Source organism: Streptomyces sp. NPDC014889 (assembly GCF_043081205.1).
Lineage (GTDB): Bacteria > Actinomycetota > Actinomycetes > Streptomycetales > Streptomycetaceae > Streptomyces.
Map to the genome: position 1 here is coordinate 26,547 of NZ_JBIBWH010000005.1, position 14,410 is coordinate 40,956.

Genomic DNA, 14,410 nt, shown 5'->3' on the forward strand with positions numbered 1-14,410 from the left:
CCGCCGGGCGGGCTCACAGGTTCTCGCGGTACTTCCGCAGCAGCTCGCGGGTCTGCTCGGCGGTGGCGGCGGCGGCCGTCATACGGTCCAGGACCTCCAGGTGCGCGGAGATCTCCGCGCGGGAGTCCAGGTAGAGGGCGCCGGTCAGGTACTCGGTGTAGACCAGGTCGGGCAGCTCCGGCTCGGCGAAGCGGAACAGCGAGAACGGGGCGTACGTCCCCGCGTGCGGGCCCCGCGCGAACTCGGCGACCTGCACCGTCACCCGGTCCCGCTCGGTGTACAGGAGCAGCTTGTCGAGCTGGTCGCGCATCACCTCGGGGCGGTCGCTCACCGGCCGCCGCAGCACCGTCTCGTCGACGATCACCCACAGGTGCGGCGGATCGGCCCGCTCCAGCAACTGCTGCCGGGCCATCCGCAGCGACACGTGCCGCTCGACCGAATCCGGTCTGCGCTGACCGACCGTCCCCGCCTCCAGCACCGCACGCGCGTAGCCCTCCGTCTGGAGCAGCCCCGGCACGAAGTGCGGCTCGTAGCAGCGGATCAGCCGGGCGGCGCCCTCCAGGCTCACATACAGGCTGAACCACTCCGGCAGCACGTCGTGGAACCGCTGCCACCAGCCCGGCGCGTTGGCCTCCTCGGCCAGCGCGACGAACGCGGCCGCCGCCTCGTCGCCCACCCCGTAGGCGGTCAGCAGTATCTGCACGTACGGGATCTTCAGCGCGACCTCGGCCGTCTCCATCCGCCGCACGGTCGCGGGCGCCACCCGCAGGACGCGCGCCGCCTCCTCGCGTCCCAGTCCGGCCTTCTCCCGCAGTTCCTGGAGTCTTCGGCCGAGCACCACCTGGCCCACGGTGGGCGCGGCCCGCCGCTCACTCACGCCCCGCCTCCCGGCTCTCTCCCGCCCACGACGAGCGAAGGTACTCGACGGTGGCCGGATCGGCGGGCAGGAACGTCTCGATCGCCAGTTCCGCCACCGTCACGTCCATCGGTGTGTTGAAGGTGGAGATGGAGGAGACGAACGACAGCACCCGCCCGTCGTGCTCGATCCGCATCGGCAGCGCGAAGTACGGCACCTGCCCGGCCGGCCGGTCCGCCTCCCGCGCGCCGCGCGGCACCGGGTAGGCCGCCACCTCCTCGTAGAGCTCCAGAAGCGGGGCCGAGCGGTGCAGCGCGAGCTGCCGCTCCATCTGGGCGAGCAGATGCCCGCGCCACTCGCGCAGATTGCGGATGCGTGGCGCCAGACCCTCCGGGTGCAAGGTCAGCCGCATCGCGTTCAGCGGCGCGGCGAGCAGCCGCTCCGGGACACCCTCGAGGAACATCGCGATGCCCCGGTTCGCGCTCACCACGTCGTACGTCGCGTCGACCACCAGCGCCGGATACGGCTCGTACCCCCGGATCAGCCGCTCCAGGCCCTCGCGCAGCGGGCCGAGCGCCGGGTCGTCCAGCGGGGTCTGCCGGTACCTCGGGGCGTAACCGGCGGCCACCAGCAGGGCGTTGCGCTCCCGCACCGGTACCTCCAGGTGCTCCGCGAGGCGCAGCACCATCTCCTCGCTCGGCCGGGACCGCCCGGTCTCGACGAAGCTGATGTGCCGGGCCGAGGAGTCGGCGCGCAGCGCCAGTTCGAGCTGACTGATCCGCCGCCGCTCCCGCCAGGACCGCAGCAGCGGGCCCACGCCCCGGGCTGAGGAGGCGGCGGGGGACGCGGTGGCGCCGGACGCGACAATGGCCATACGCATGACGGTAGTCGAGAAGAGGGCGTACGACCGAGTCGTGGCGGTTGTACCCGGCGGCGTGCGGGGGCCGGCCGGGCGGCGGGTGGGTTTTCAGCCGGGGACGCGGCGGCCCTCCTGTGGCAGTCTGAACAGGAGAGCGGCAACCAGCACGTCCAGCGGAAAGTCCAGGAGAAGTCCAGGAAGGGAGCCGGTCCCATGCCCGTCGCACCGCTGTCGCACAAGGAGGTCGAGGACCGGTTGGCCGAGCTGCCCGGCTGGTCCGTCGAGGGGGACCGCCTCACCCGTTCCTTCCGGCTCGGATCGCACTTCGCGGCGGTGGCGATGGTCGTGCACGTCGCCCAGGTGCAGGAGGAGCTCAACCACCACTCCGACCTCACTCTGGGCTACAACACGGTCTCGCTCGCCGTGTACACCCACAGCGCGGGCGGCGCCGTCACCGAGAAGGATTTCGAACTCGCCCGCCGGGTGCAGGACCTCGCGGCGGGACACGGCGCGAACTGAGCCATGCCGGAACGGGGAGGGGGATCCGCGTGCTGGACTACGACGAGGAAGCCGAGCGCTACGACGCCTCGCGCGGCGGCGAACCGAGAGCGGCGGCCGCCGCGGAGGCGGTCCTCGGCCTCGTACCGGGACGGACGCGCGAACTGCTCGACGTGGGCTGCGGCACCGGCATCGTGACCCGCCGCCTCGCCGCCGGCCGCCCCGGCCTGCGGGTGACCGGCGTCGACCGGGCGCCCGCGATGGCCCGGCACGCCGGGGCACGCCTGCCCGGCGCCGTGGTGCTCGCCGACAGCCGCAGCCTGCCCTTCCCGGACGGCCGGTTCGACGCCGTCACCAGTGTGTGGCTGCTCCATCTGGCGCCAGGCCCCGGGGAGGCGCGGGCGATGGTCGCCGAGTGCGCCCGGGTGATCCGGCCCGGCGGGGTGTACGTCACCACGGTCGACAAGGCCGCCGCGCACAACGTCGGCAGCGACATCGACGCCGTCCTGGCCTCCCGGCCCCGCAGCCCGGCCCGCGACGACGCCGCCCTGGTCGCCGAGTACGCCGCCGCGCACGGTCTCGTCCCGGCCGGGCAGGCCCTCTTCCCGGGCCGCGACCAGGGCCGCAGTCCCCGCCGCACCATCGCCGACCTGCGCCGCGGCTGGTTCGTCACGCTGCCGCCCGGCGAACCCCTCGCCGAGTCCTTCGCCGAGCGGCTGGCGGCCCTGCCCGACCAGGACCGCCGCCGCCCGGACCCGGTCTTCACCCTGCGGGCGTTCCGCAAGGAGGCGTAGGGGAGTGAGGGGGGAAGCGGGTGAGCAGGGGCGCGTGCCGCCGTCCGGCACGCGCCCCTCCCCCCGTCAGGAGACCGTGCAGGCCCGACTGCCGACCGTGAAGGCGGCCGGTCTGCCATTGGTCCCCGACCAGCTCCCCGTGAAGCCGAAGCCCACCGAGGAACCGGCCGCCACGGTGCCGTTCCAGCTCACGTTCCGCGCCGTCACCGACGCTCCCGACTGGGCGTAGTCGGCGTTCCAGAGCTGCGTGACCTTCTGCCCGTTCGGGAAGGACCAGGTGAGCGACCAGCCGTTCCACGCCGTGGAGCCGGTGTTGGTGAGCTGGACGTCGGCCTGGAAGCCGTCGGTCCACTGGTTGGTGACCTGGTACGTCACCGCGCAGGCACCGGCCGGCGGCGGCGTACCACCGCCGGGGTCTCCTCCGCCGGTGTCCCCGCCGCCCGTGTCCCCTCCGCCGGTGCCGACGGTGTCGCCGTAGATCACGCCGCGGCCGTTGGTCGAGACGTACACACGGCCGTAGACCCGGGGGTCGCCGGTGATCGCCGCGCCGGTCCAGCCCCACTGGTGGGCGTCGTCGTTGATCCGGGTCCAGCTCGCGCCCTTGTCGGTGGAGCGGAAGATGCCCCGCACCCCGCCGATCTTCGCGCTCGTGTACAGCGTCTGGTACGACGCGCCGCTCGCCGCCTTGCCGAATCCGATGGTGTCGGCCTGCTCGACGCCCGCCAGCTTGGTGAACGACGTGCCCCCGTTGACCGAGTGCCACAGCCCGTACGCGCCGTCGCTCGCGCCGCCCGCCAGCCAGACGTCGCCCTTCGTGCCCGGCAGCGCCTTGAAGCGCACGCTGTCACCGCTCGGCAGACCCGTGGCCGACGAGGCGGTGAAGGTGGCGCCGCCGTCCGAACTCACGTAGAACTTGCCGGACTTGAAGCCGTAGAAGGTCTTCGGATCCACCCGGTCCGACTCCACGACGGCACCCGCCGGGATCCCGGCCGACGCCGACCACGAGGACCCGAAGCCCGTCGAGTACCGTACGCCCGTCCCCGCCGGGCTCCACACGAACCGGCTGCCGTCCGCGGCGGCCGCGACCGTCCCGCCGCCGCTCACGCCCGACGGGTCCGTGCCGGCGAACCAGTTGGCGCCGTTGTCGGTCGAGAACGCGATGTGCGCGCCCGTGTCCGTGTCGCCCACCCGCACCACCGTGTTCGGGTTGGTCTCGGCGAAGTCCAGACTGGTGCTCGTGGTGAAGGCGGGAGAGGTGAAGATCATCGACGGGACCTTCGTCAGATCCGTGTGCCGGAAGCCGCCGAGGTCGCCCAGCGCGCTGAGCAGCGGTGCTCCGGAGGGCGGGGAGGCCAGGTCGTTCACCGCCGTCTCCTCGAGGCCCTGCACCATCGGGCGCAGGGCGAACTGGCCGCCGCTGTCCCACTTGGTGAGGTTCTCGGTGCCGTAGATCGTCGCGCCCGTGCCGTACATCATCCGGTTCGAGTCGAACGGGTCGATCTCCAGCGCCTCCGTCATCCAGCCCAGTTTCGGGGCCTGTTCGGGCGGTGAGGGGTTGGTGCCGAAGGTCAGCCAGGGCGTGGACGACACGTCCATCGTGTAGCGGTTGGCGCGGTTCGGGTACGACGTGTAGTCCCAGGCCTGCGTCCAGGTCGCGCCGCTGTTGGTGGAGCGGAAGATCTGCGTGTCCGGCCACCAGGAGCTGTAGGCCGTCGCCATCACCGTGCCCGGGTGCTGCCGGTCGAGCGTCAGACCGCTGAACCCGTAGTAGGTGTCGGCCGCCGCGACCGGGCTGATGTTCGTCCAGGTGCCGGTCGCGGTCGCGTACCGCCACAACTGGCCCTTGCCGCCGTCGTACGGTCCGCCCGTGTCGCTGTAGGCGAGGTACAGGTAGCCGTTCTTCGCGTCCAGCACGCCCTTGTGGGCCAGGTACCCGGTCGGCTGCCCCGGCAGCCGCTGCCAGGTCGCGCCCGCGTCCGTGGAGCGGTACACCGCGTTGTCCTTGTCGGCGACCCCGGCGTAGATCGTCTTCGTCGCGTTGCCGGAGGTGCCGGTGGACTCGTCGAAGGTGACCCAGACGACGCCCTGGTTGTCGCTGGCGTAGCCGGACGTGTCACTCGGGTCCTGGGCGTAGTTGCCCGGGTTGGTGAAGCTCGTGACCCGCGACCAGGTCGCCCCCGAGTCCGTCGACCGCCACAGGCCCTTGCCGCTGGGCGCGCCCAGGTACAGCACGCTGTTCTTGTTCGGGTCGATCGCCAGCCGCTCGCCCATCCCGCGGCCCGGCATGTTGCCGCCGAGCTTGAACGGCAGGTCGGCCTTCTTCCAGCTCGCGCCCCGGTCGGTGGAGCGCAGCACGGCGCCGTTGCCCGGGTCCCAGCTGTTGGTGTACGTGCCGACGGCCGCGTAGACCCGGTCGGGGGCGGCGGAGTCGGAGGCGAGGGAGACGACGCCGGTGTGCCCCCAGTCGTCCCAGCCGACCGAGTCGAGCAGCGGGGTCCAGGTCTTCGTCGACTGCTGCCAGCGGTAGGCGCCGCCGATGTCGGTGCGGGCGTAGACCAGGTTCTTCTCACTGCGGTTGAAGACGATGCCGGGGACGAAGCCGCCCCCGTCGATACGGGCGTTCTTCCAGGTGTACGTGTCCGCGGCGACCGCGGCCGGCGCGGCGGGCCGGGCCACCGCGGACGGGGCACCGGCGAGCAGACCGGCGGCGAGGGCGAACACGGCCGTGAGGACACGGCCGGTGCGGGGAGTTCTTCGCACGGTGGGGCTCCTCTCGACGGAGGGCAGGGGGCGGGAAGCGGGGCAGGAGCGGGGAGGACGTGACGACCGGGCGGCTCCCCCCGTGAGGGAGCCGCCCGGTCGGGGTCCCGTCGGCGGATGACGGGCCCCGGTACACGGAGCGTTCAGCGGGGACTTATTCGAGGAGCTCCGCGTACGAACCCATGGCGAGCGCGATGTCCGCCTGCGCCCAGAACCGGTGGTAGGTGAAGACCGGGGCCGTGCCGCCCTTGAGGTAGGACTCGATCTTCGACCAGGCCGGGTCGTTCTTGTAGAAGGAACGGATGGAGCTGAACGTCGACGAGGAGTCGATCTTGTCGCCGTTCGGCATCGTGCCGGTCCAGCCGCTGGGCACGTACACCTTGTCGCCGAAGCGGCTGTAGTCGGTGCGGGTCTCCGGGACGGCGATGCCCAGGCTGTCCTGGTTGTTGTTCCACATGCCGTCCAGCAGCGCCTTCGCCGTCGACTTCGCGTTCGCGTCACCGGACCTGGCGGCGTAGTACGTCAGGGTCTTGGCGTACGAGGCCGCCACACCGACGTCGTTGGTGTAGTCGGCGACGGTGACGTGCAGCGAGTTGTTCGCGCCGGGGGAGGATGCGTTCCAGGTGTCCGGCTGCCCCGACCACTTGAGGGTGGAGGGGATCTGGAAGGTGCCGTTCGGGTTGACCGTGGTCTTGGACAGCGCCCACTTGACCCACTTGTCGAGCACCGCCTTGGCGGTGGCGTCACCCGTCTGCTGGTAGTACTCGGCGACCCGCTCCATCGACCAGGTCTGGAAGCCGAACCACTGGTTGGACGGCGGGTCGTGGTAGACGGGCTGCCAGTCGTAGTACATGCCGTAGAAGGTCGGCGTGCCGGCCGGCGGGGTCGCGTAACGGCCCTGCCAGCTGTTGGTCGCGCCGCCCGCGATGGCGCCCTCGGAGGACTGCAGCCACCGGTAGAACTCCAGCTGGCGCTGGAGCGACTTGCTCCAGTCGGCCACGCCCGTCGACGACTTGGGCTTCAGGTCGGTGTTGCTGCTCAGCGCGTACGCCGCGAGCGGGTTCTGGTAGCCGCCGTGGACGTGGCTGGAGCCGATGCGCCAGGCCCAGCCCGCCGAGGTGTCGGTGGCGCCGCCCCAGGCGTAGTACCAGGAGAGCAGGTAGTGCGAGGCGTCCTTGCCGGTGCCGGCCGGGCAGGAGGAGGCCCCGACACAGTTGCCGATCTTCTTGAAGTACTTGTCGTACATCGAATACCGCAGGTAGTCGCCCATCTTCGCCGCCTTGGCGACGGTGGCCGACACATCGGCGCTCTTGCCCTGCGCCTTGGCCCACACGTCCGCCCAGTACGCGGCCTGGACGGCACGCGCGTCGGCGTCGGGGGCGTCGGTGAACTTCCACTGCTTGGCGTAGGAGGAGTCCCCGGTGAACAGGTCCAGGTAGCCGTTCTTGCCGCCGTACTTGAAGGCGTCGCAGGTGGGCTGCGGCACCGTCTCCCAGACCGACTCCTCGGGGCCGCGCTGGAAGGTGTTGATGTAGGACGGTCCCTTGGCCGTGGGGCCGGCCTCGCACTGGCCTCCCGGCGTGTTGCCGTAGCCGTAGACGTTGTCGACGTCCTCGATCCAGTGCATGCCGTAGATGTCGTCCGTGCCGTACGCGGACTTCAGCTCACCCGCGATCGGATCGGAGCCCACCGACACACCGGTGTCCAGCTTCGCCGGGTACTCGTTGGGCGTGTCGTACTCGGGGGCGTACGTGGCCGGCTTGGAGGCCGTGTAGAAGGAGTTGGTCGGCTGGTCGGCGTGGGTGGGGATCATGTACTTCTCCATGATTCCCCAGGCGCCGTTGAACTTCGACCAGTCGCCCGTCACCTTGCCGTACATGGCCTGCAGCCACAGGAGGTAGCTGTACGCCTCCGACGTGGTCTCGTGACCGTGGTCGGGCGCCTCCACGATCAGCGTCTCCACCGAGTGGTAGGGGATGCCGTCGGGGGAGAAGTACCCGTTCGCCGGGTTGGTGATCTTCCCGTACAGGTCCAGGAAGCGGGCGTCGTACGCCTTCGAGCCCGCCAGCTCCGTCACGGTGACCGTGGCCTTGGTGTAGCCGGTCGCCGAGGCGGTGAAGACCGCCGAGCCGGTGCCCGAGGAGTCCGCGGTGATGGTCACCTTCTGCGCTGTGTTCCAGTTGGACGGCGTGAAGGTGAGCGAGGAGCCGCCGGTCACGGACAGGCCCGTGTTGCCGGAGGTGCGGGTGGTGCTCACCGCCACGTTGGCGCTGGGCTGGTTCGACAGTTTGACGTCGAAGGTGCCCGTCTTGCCCTGCTGGACACCCAGCTGGGTGGGCGAGACGACCACGGCGGGGCCCGAGGCGACCGTGATGCCGACCGGCGTGGAAGCCGCGGAGGCGCCGAGGCTGTCGTAGGCCTTCGCCACCAGGGAATGACTGCCCGCGGTCAGATTCGAGACGGAGAGCGTGTACGGCGCGGTGGTGTCGGTCCCCAGCAGCGTCGTGTCGTCGTAGAACTCGACCTTGGTGATGCTCGCGTTGTCGGCCGCCGCGGCGGTCGCCGCGAGCGGCACCGCGGCACCCTGCGTGTAGACCGCGCCCGGGGCCGGGCTGGTCAGCACCGCCACCGGCGGCTGGTGCGCGCCGGCGCAGGTGGTGCCGTTGACCGCGAAGCTCGTCGGGGCCGCGTTGGTGCCGCTGTAGCTGAACTGGGCACCTGTGTTCACGGCGCCGCCGGCGGCGACCGTCCCGTTGTACGACTCGTTCTTCACGGTGATCGTCTGCCCGGACTGCGACCAGATGCCGTTCCAGCCGTTGCTGAGCTTCTGGTTGCCCGAGTAGCCGTAGGTCAGGGTCCAGCCGTTGATGGTGTCCGTACCGCGGTTGGTGATGGTCAGGTCCGCGGTGAAGCCGGAGCCCCAGTCGTTGGTCTTGTAGTCCACGCTGCACTGCAGGGCCGCCGCGTGCGCGGTGGTCGACCCTGTCGACAGCATGGCGAGCGGAAGCGCGAGGGCCGCCATGGTGGCGGTCCACAGCCGCCGCACGCCGCGGCGTCTGCGTCGGGGAGGCATGTGCTGGTCCCTCCTTGCGGCTCGGGGGAGGTGGGGGAGGATCGTCAAGCCGTGAACCAGTGGGAGCGCTCCCATAGTGCGGACGGCTGTCGAGGGGGTCAAGGTCCTTGAAGAGTCGAAAAGATTCGACGCTGTTCAACAGCCTTTAAAGGGCGCTGAGTTGAGGAAGTTCGACAAAAGTTCGCACTCCCTCTGTCCTTCGCCGTCACTTGCCGCTACCTTCACTCGAACCAGTGGGAGCGATTCCATCAGTCGACGCGGCCGTCACGGCGCGCCAGAGCTGCAAGGAGTCGCTCATGCGACACCCCCCGCGTTCAGTCCTTTTAGGCATCGCCGGTGCGGTCGCGCTCGTCGGGAGCGTGGTCGTGCCTGCGGTCACGGCGCACGGAGCGGCACCCGCGTGCACGGTGGAGTACACCGTCACCAATCAGTGGGACGCCGGCTTCCAGGGCGACGTGAAGATCACCAACAACCAGGCTCCGCTGAGCGGTTGGAGCCTGACCTTCGACTTCGCCGGTGGACAGAAGGTCACCCAGGGCTGGAACGCCAAGTGGTCCCAGTCCGGTACGACGGTGACCGCCGCCAACGAGAGCTACAACGGCTCGCTCGGCACCGGCGCGAGCGTCAGCGCCGGGTTCCTCGGCTCCAAGTCGGGGAGCAACCCCGTGCCGACGGTGTTCAAGCTCAACGGCACGACCTGCAACGTCGACCCCGGGCCGTCCACACCGCCGACGGACCCGCCGCCGACCGGTGACGGCAAGGCGCCCGCGCTGCACGTCTCGGGCACCAAGCTCGTCGACGCCGCCGGGAACAACCGCCGGCTGCTCGGCGTCAACCGCTCCGGCGGCGAGTTCATGTGCGTCCAGGGCTACGGGATCTGGGACGGCCCCGTGGACGACGCCGCGATCAAGGCGATTGCCGACTGGAAGGCGAACGCCGTCCGCATCCCCCTCAACGAGGAGTGCTGGCTGGGTCTTTCCAACATCAAGCCCGAGTACGCGGGCGCCAACTACATCAACGCGGTCAAGGAGCTGGTGGCCCGCGTCGAGGCGCGCGGCATGACGCCGATCGTCGAACTGCACTGGACCTACGGCCAGTACACCGGCAACTCGGCGGGCTGCTCCGACGTGCACGCCACCTGCCAGAAGCCGATGCCCGACGCCCAGTACACGCCCTCGTTCTGGTCCTCGGTCGCCAGTACCTTCAAGGGTGACCAGGCCGTCGTCTTCGACCTGTTCAACGAGCCCTATCCGGACCGGGCGACCACCAACCTCGCCGACGCCTGGAAGTGCTGGCGCGACGGCGGCACCTGTCCGGGCATCGGGTACAAGGTCGCCGGCATGCAGAGCCTCGTCGACGCGATCCGCGGTGCCGGGGCGAAGAACGTCGTCCTCGCCGGCGGTCTCGCGTACTCCAACGACCTCGGCCAGTGGCTCACCTACCGGCCGAGCGACCCGGCGGGCAATCTGGGCGCGTCCTACCACGTCTACAACTTCAACACCTGTTCCAGCGCGAGCTGCTGGAACTCCACCCTCGCCCCGGTCGCGGCCCAGGTGCCGCTGGTGGCCGGGGAGATCGGCGAGAACACCTGCTCGCACGGGTTCATCGACCAGGTCATGAAGTGGTTCGACGACCGTGGCCTGTCCTATCTGGGCTGGACCTGGAACACCTGGGACTGCTCCTCAGGGCCGTCCCTCATCTCCGCCTACGACGGCACACCCACGGCGTTCGGCGCCGGGCTGCGCGACCATCTGCGCGCCCTGAGTCCCTGAGTCCGTCTCCGCGAGCCCCAGTCCGCACGTCCCTGTCCGAAAGTCCGTAACCGCACATCAGTTCGACAGAAGGAGCAAGTCGCACTCATGAGCCGTACCAGAACATCGATACTCGCCGCCATGGCACTGGTGGCCGGCGCCACGGGAACGGCGCTGACCGCCGCACCCGCCAGCGCCGCGGTTCCCTGTACCGTCGACTACAAGGTCAACCAGTGGGACAGCGGCTTCACCGCCGATGTCACCGTCAAGAACAACGGCGCCGCCAAGTCGAGTTGGTCGCTGAAGTGGACCTACGCCGGTAACCAGAAGGTCACCAGCGGCTGGAACGCGAAGATCAGCCAGAGCGGTGCCAACGTCACCGCGGCCAACGAGACCTACAACGGCAGCCTTCCGACGGGTGGTTCCGTCAACTTCGGCTTCCAGGGCTCCTACAGCGGGACCAACGCGATCCCGGCCGCCTTCACCCTCGACGGCGTCACCTGCAACGTCGACAACGGCGGGGGCGACCCGGGCGGCGGTGACCCCGGTGGCGGCGACCCCGGCGGCGGCAACGGAAGCCGCGTCGACAACCCGTACGTCGGCGCCAAGGTGTACGTGAACCCGGAGTGGTCCGCGAAGGCCGCGGCGGAGCCGGGCGGCACCCGCGTCTCCAACCAGCCCACCGGCGTCTGGCTCGACCGCATCGCCGCGATCAACGGCGTGAACGGCGGCATGGGCCTGCGCGCCCACCTCGACGAGGCTCTGAAGCAGAAGGGCAGCGGCCAGGAGGTCATCCAGGTCGTCGTCTACGACCTGCCGGGACGCGACTGCGCGGCCCTCGCCTCCAACGGCGAGCTCGGCCCGACGGAGATCGACAAGTACAAGACCCAGTTCATCGACCCGATCGCGGCCATCCTCGGCGACTCCAAGTACTCCTCGCTGCGGATCGTCACCACCATCGAGATCGACTCGCTGCCGAACCTGGTCACCAACACCAGCGGCCGCGCCACCGCCACACCGCAGTGCGACACCATGAAGGCCAACGGCAACTACATCAAGGGCGTCGGCTACGCACTGGCCAAGCTCGGCAAGATCCCGAACGTCTACAACTACATCGACGCCGGGCACCACGGCTGGATCGGCTGGGACGACAACTTCGGCCCGTCGGCCGACATCTTCAAGCAGGCGGCCACCAGTGAGGGCGCGTCCGTCAACGACGTGGCCGGCTTCATCACCAACACGGCCAACTACAGTGCCCTGAAGGAGAACAACTTCTCGATCACCGACCAGGTCAACGGCGTCTCGGTGCGCCAGTCCAAGTGGGTGGACTGGAACCAGTACGTCGACGAGCTGTCGTTCGCGCAGGCCTTCCGCAACAAGCTCGTCTCGGTCGGCTTCAACTCCAACATCGGCATGCTGATCGACACCTCCAGGAACGGCTGGGGCGGATCGGCACGCCCGGCCGGCCCGGGTGCCAAGACCAGCGTGGACACCTACGTCGACGGCGGGCGCTACGACCGCCGCATCAACCCGGGCAACTGGTGCAACCAGGCGGGCGCCGGTCTCGGCGAGCGTCCGAAGGCGGCGCCGGCGGCGGGCATCGACGCCTACGTGTGGATGAAGCCGCCGGGGGAGTCCGACGGTTCCAGCTCGGCCATCGCGAACGACGAGGGCAAGGGCTTCGACCGCATGTGCGACCCGACCTACGGAGGCAACGCCCGCAACAACAACAGCATGTCCGGCGCGCTGCCGAACGCTCCGGTCTCCGGGCACTGGTTCTCCGCCCAGTTCCAGGAGCTGATGAAGAACGCGTACCCGGCGCTGTAGTGACCCGCTCATGAGCCGGTGATCCGCCGGGGCCGGTCCTTCCGGACGGCCCCGGCGGACGGCGAACGGCTCCTCCCCGCGGCCGGGGGGCACACGCCCCCCGGCCGCCCCTTGCCGTCCGGCCCTGTTCCCCCCTCCCTGTTCCCCACCCGACCTTTTGCGGGCTCGGCAACAGGAGTGGCCCTCTCCCGGTGCGTCGGCGCAGGCTGACCGCACCGGACAAGAGAGGCTGATCGCATGGCGCACCTACCCCACGGACACCCCCACCACCAGGAGGCCCACCCCGGCGGGCACGGCCACCACGGCCACGGACCCACCGACATCGACTGGGCCGTCATGGCTCCACTCCTCGAAGCACAGGCCGAGCTGTTCACGCCCCTGTACGGAACGGTCATGGCGTGGCTGGGGGAGAAGACGCCCGAGCCCGGTCTGATCGTCGACGCCGGCAGCGGGCCCGGCGTGGTCTCCTGCCTCTTCGCCGAGGTGTTCCCGGGCGCGCGGGTCGTCGCGGTGGACGGCTCCGAGCCGCTGCTCGAGCGGGCCCGGGCCCGGGCCGAACGGCTCGGGATGGCCGACCGGCTCGGCACGCTCGCCGGTGAACTCCCCGGCGTGCTGGACGAGTTGGAGTACCCGGCGGATCTGCTGTGGGCCGGCAACAGCCTGCACCACCTGGGCGACCAGCGGGCCGGGCTCGCCGCGTTCGCCGAGCGGCTGGCGCCCGGCGGCACGCTCGCCCTGCTGGAGGGCGGCCTGCCCGCCCGGTTCCTGCCCCGTGACATCGGCATCGGCCGGCCGGGTCTGCAGGCCCGGATCGACGCGGTGCAGGAGGACTGGTTCGCGCGGATGCGGGCCGAACTGCCGGGCTCGGTCGCCGAGACCGAGGACTGGCCGGCGCTGCTGGCGTCCGCGGGCCTGCGGCCCAGCGGCACCCGCAGCTTCCTGGTCGACCTGCCCGCGCCGGTCTCCGACCCGGCCCGCGCCTATGTCGCCGCCGAACTGAGCCGGCTCCGCGAGGCCCTGGAGGGCGGCATCAGCGCCGAGGACCGTGCCACCCTCGACCGGCTCCTCGACCCCGAGGACGAGGCGAGCGTGCATCGCAGGAGCGACGTCTTCCTGCTCAGGGCGTACACGGTGTACACGGCGGTTCGGGCCGCCTGAGCGGTACGGGCCCGGCAGCCGCGCGCTGCCGGGCCCCGGCTCAGTCGGCGTCGACGAACTCCCTCGCCAGCCTCTCGCCCAGGGCGACCGCCGCGCTGTGGCTCTCGATCGGCGAGACCCGGGAGTTCTTGAACAGGATGTAGGTCACGCCGGAGCTCACGCCGCCGGTGGCCGGGTCCGGGTCGATGCCGAGGGCCTTGGCGGTGGCGTACGAGGCCTCGCCGATGATCTCCGAGGGGCCCGTGTCGACGACGACGGCGTACTCGACCCGGTCGCCGTGGATCACGGCCACCACGCCGCCGCCCCTGATGCCGGCTCCGGCGTGGTCCCAGATGGCGCTCGGGCTCGGCACCACCACGTACGGCAGCGACTCCGCCTCCAGCGGCCGGCCGTCGGACTGGTGGAAGGCCGTGTCGTTGTGGAACCAGGGGTCGCTGGTCTCGTTGCAGTGGGTGGTGCGCAGGCCGTCGCAGTCGATGTCCATGTCGGCCTTCCAGAACACCGCGCCGTCCGTGCCGCACACCGGAACCGTGGCCGGAGCCCCTTCGTCGGTGCGGTACTTGCCGTGGGAGATCTGCTGGCAGGTCGTCACCTTGGCGAGCAGCTCGACGGCGTCGACCGAGCCCTCCCTGGTGGGTCGCGGTTCCCCGCCGCCGGAGGCGTGTGCGGGTGCCGTCGCGGTGGTGAGCAGCGCGGCGCTCAGGGCCGCGGCGAGGGGCGGTCTTCGCATGCGCACGAGGGGAGACCCTTCTGTTAGGAAAGTTTCCTTACCTGACGGTGCGTCCCGGCGGCGACGGCGCGCGGCGCGTCCCGGAACCGCCGGGCGGCGGACCG

Annotated in this window: 10 protein-coding genes; 5 read left to right on the forward strand and 5 right to left on the reverse strand. The window is 70.6% G+C overall.

Annotation, left to right across the window (positions count from 1 at the left end; genetic code table 11):
- Positions 1-13: 13 nt before the first annotated feature.
- Both ACF09J_RS11305 and ACF09J_RS11310 read right to left on the reverse strand, forming a co-directional pair.
- Positions 14-877, reverse strand: coding sequence for a helix-turn-helix domain-containing protein (locus ACF09J_RS11305; protein ID WP_392305147.1), 864 nt, complete (start codon positions 875-877; stop codon positions 14-16).
- Complete coding sequence (locus ACF09J_RS11310; protein ID WP_392305148.1) at positions 870-1,730, reverse strand: helix-turn-helix domain-containing protein; 861 nt, start codon at positions 1,728-1,730, stop codon at positions 870-872. The genes ACF09J_RS11305 and ACF09J_RS11310 overlap by 8 nt, the downstream gene beginning before the upstream one ends.
- Positions 1,731-1,928: 198 nt before the next feature.
- Between ACF09J_RS11310 and ACF09J_RS11315 the strand changes: the two genes are divergently transcribed.
- Positions 1,929-2,234, forward strand: a complete 306-nt coding sequence (locus ACF09J_RS11315) for a 4a-hydroxytetrahydrobiopterin dehydratase (protein ID WP_392305149.1) — start codon at positions 1,929-1,931, stop codon at positions 2,232-2,234.
- Between the two features lie 29 nt (positions 2,235-2,263).
- Entirely contained in the window at positions 2,264-3,007 is a 744-nt protein-coding gene (locus tag ACF09J_RS11320) for a class I SAM-dependent methyltransferase (protein WP_392305150.1), read from the forward strand.
- A 66-nt stretch (positions 3,008-3,073) separates the two neighbouring features.
- On the opposite strand, the gene ACF09J_RS11325 is transcribed toward ACF09J_RS11320, so the two are convergent.
- Positions 3,074-5,767 (reverse strand): cellulose binding domain-containing protein, encoded by a 2,694-nt coding sequence (locus ACF09J_RS11325; protein ID WP_392305151.1) that lies wholly within the window; start codon positions 5,765-5,767, stop codon positions 3,074-3,076.
- Positions 5,768-5,921: 154 nt separating this feature from the next.
- On the reverse strand, positions 5,922-8,840 hold the full coding sequence (locus ACF09J_RS11330) for a glycoside hydrolase family 48 protein (RefSeq protein WP_392305152.1): 2,919 nt from the start codon (positions 8,838-8,840) through the stop codon (positions 5,922-5,924).
- 296 nt (positions 8,841-9,136) lie between these two features.
- Between ACF09J_RS11330 and ACF09J_RS11335 the strand changes: the two genes are divergently transcribed.
- The 3 genes from ACF09J_RS11335 to ACF09J_RS11345 all read left to right on the forward strand — a co-directional run bounded on the left by ACF09J_RS11335 (position 9,137) and on the right by ACF09J_RS11345 (position 13,576).
- Complete coding sequence (locus tag ACF09J_RS11335) at positions 9,137-10,612, forward strand: cellulose binding domain-containing protein (protein WP_392305153.1); 1,476 nt, start codon at positions 9,137-9,139, stop codon at positions 10,610-10,612.
- Between the two features lie 87 nt (positions 10,613-10,699).
- Positions 10,700-12,418 carry a glycoside hydrolase family 6 protein gene (locus ACF09J_RS11340; RefSeq protein ID WP_392305154.1) on the forward strand — a complete coding sequence of 573 codons (1,719 nt, stop codon included), beginning with the start codon at positions 10,700-10,702 and terminating at the stop codon, positions 12,416-12,418.
- A 237-nt stretch (positions 12,419-12,655) separates the two neighbouring features.
- Positions 12,656-13,576, forward strand: coding sequence for a class I SAM-dependent methyltransferase (locus tag ACF09J_RS11345; RefSeq protein WP_392305155.1), 921 nt, complete (start codon positions 12,656-12,658; stop codon positions 13,574-13,576).
- 40 nt (positions 13,577-13,616) lie between these two features.
- On the opposite strand, the gene ACF09J_RS11350 is transcribed toward ACF09J_RS11345, so the two are convergent.
- A complete protein-coding gene (locus ACF09J_RS11350; RefSeq protein WP_392305156.1) occupies positions 13,617-14,312 on the reverse strand; it encodes a glycoside hydrolase family 75 protein in 696 nt (231 codons plus the stop codon).
- Positions 14,313-14,410 lie beyond the last annotated feature (98 nt).

What these genes read in the sequence shown, in the direction of transcription:
- ACF09J_RS11310 (WP_392305148.1), bottom strand. Translation starts at nt 1,730, where the DNA reads ATGGCCATTGTCGCGTCCGGCGCCACCGCGTCCCCCGCCGCCTCCTCA.
- ACF09J_RS11315 (WP_392305149.1), top strand. Translation starts at nt 1,929, where the DNA reads ATGCCCGTCGCACCGCTGTCGCACAAGGAGGTCGAGGACCGGTTGGCC.
- ACF09J_RS11330 (WP_392305152.1), bottom strand. Translation starts at nt 8,840, where the DNA reads ATGCCTCCCCGACGCAGACGCCGCGGCGTGCGGCGGCTGTGGACCGCC.
- ACF09J_RS11335 (WP_392305153.1), top strand. Translation starts at nt 9,137, where the DNA reads ATGCGACACCCCCCGCGTTCAGTCCTTTTAGGCATCGCCGGTGCGGTC.
- ACF09J_RS11340 (WP_392305154.1), top strand. Translation starts at nt 10,700, where the DNA reads ATGAGCCGTACCAGAACATCGATACTCGCCGCCATGGCACTGGTGGCC.
- ACF09J_RS11345 (WP_392305155.1), top strand. Translation starts at nt 12,656, where the DNA reads ATGGCGCACCTACCCCACGGACACCCCCACCACCAGGAGGCCCACCCC.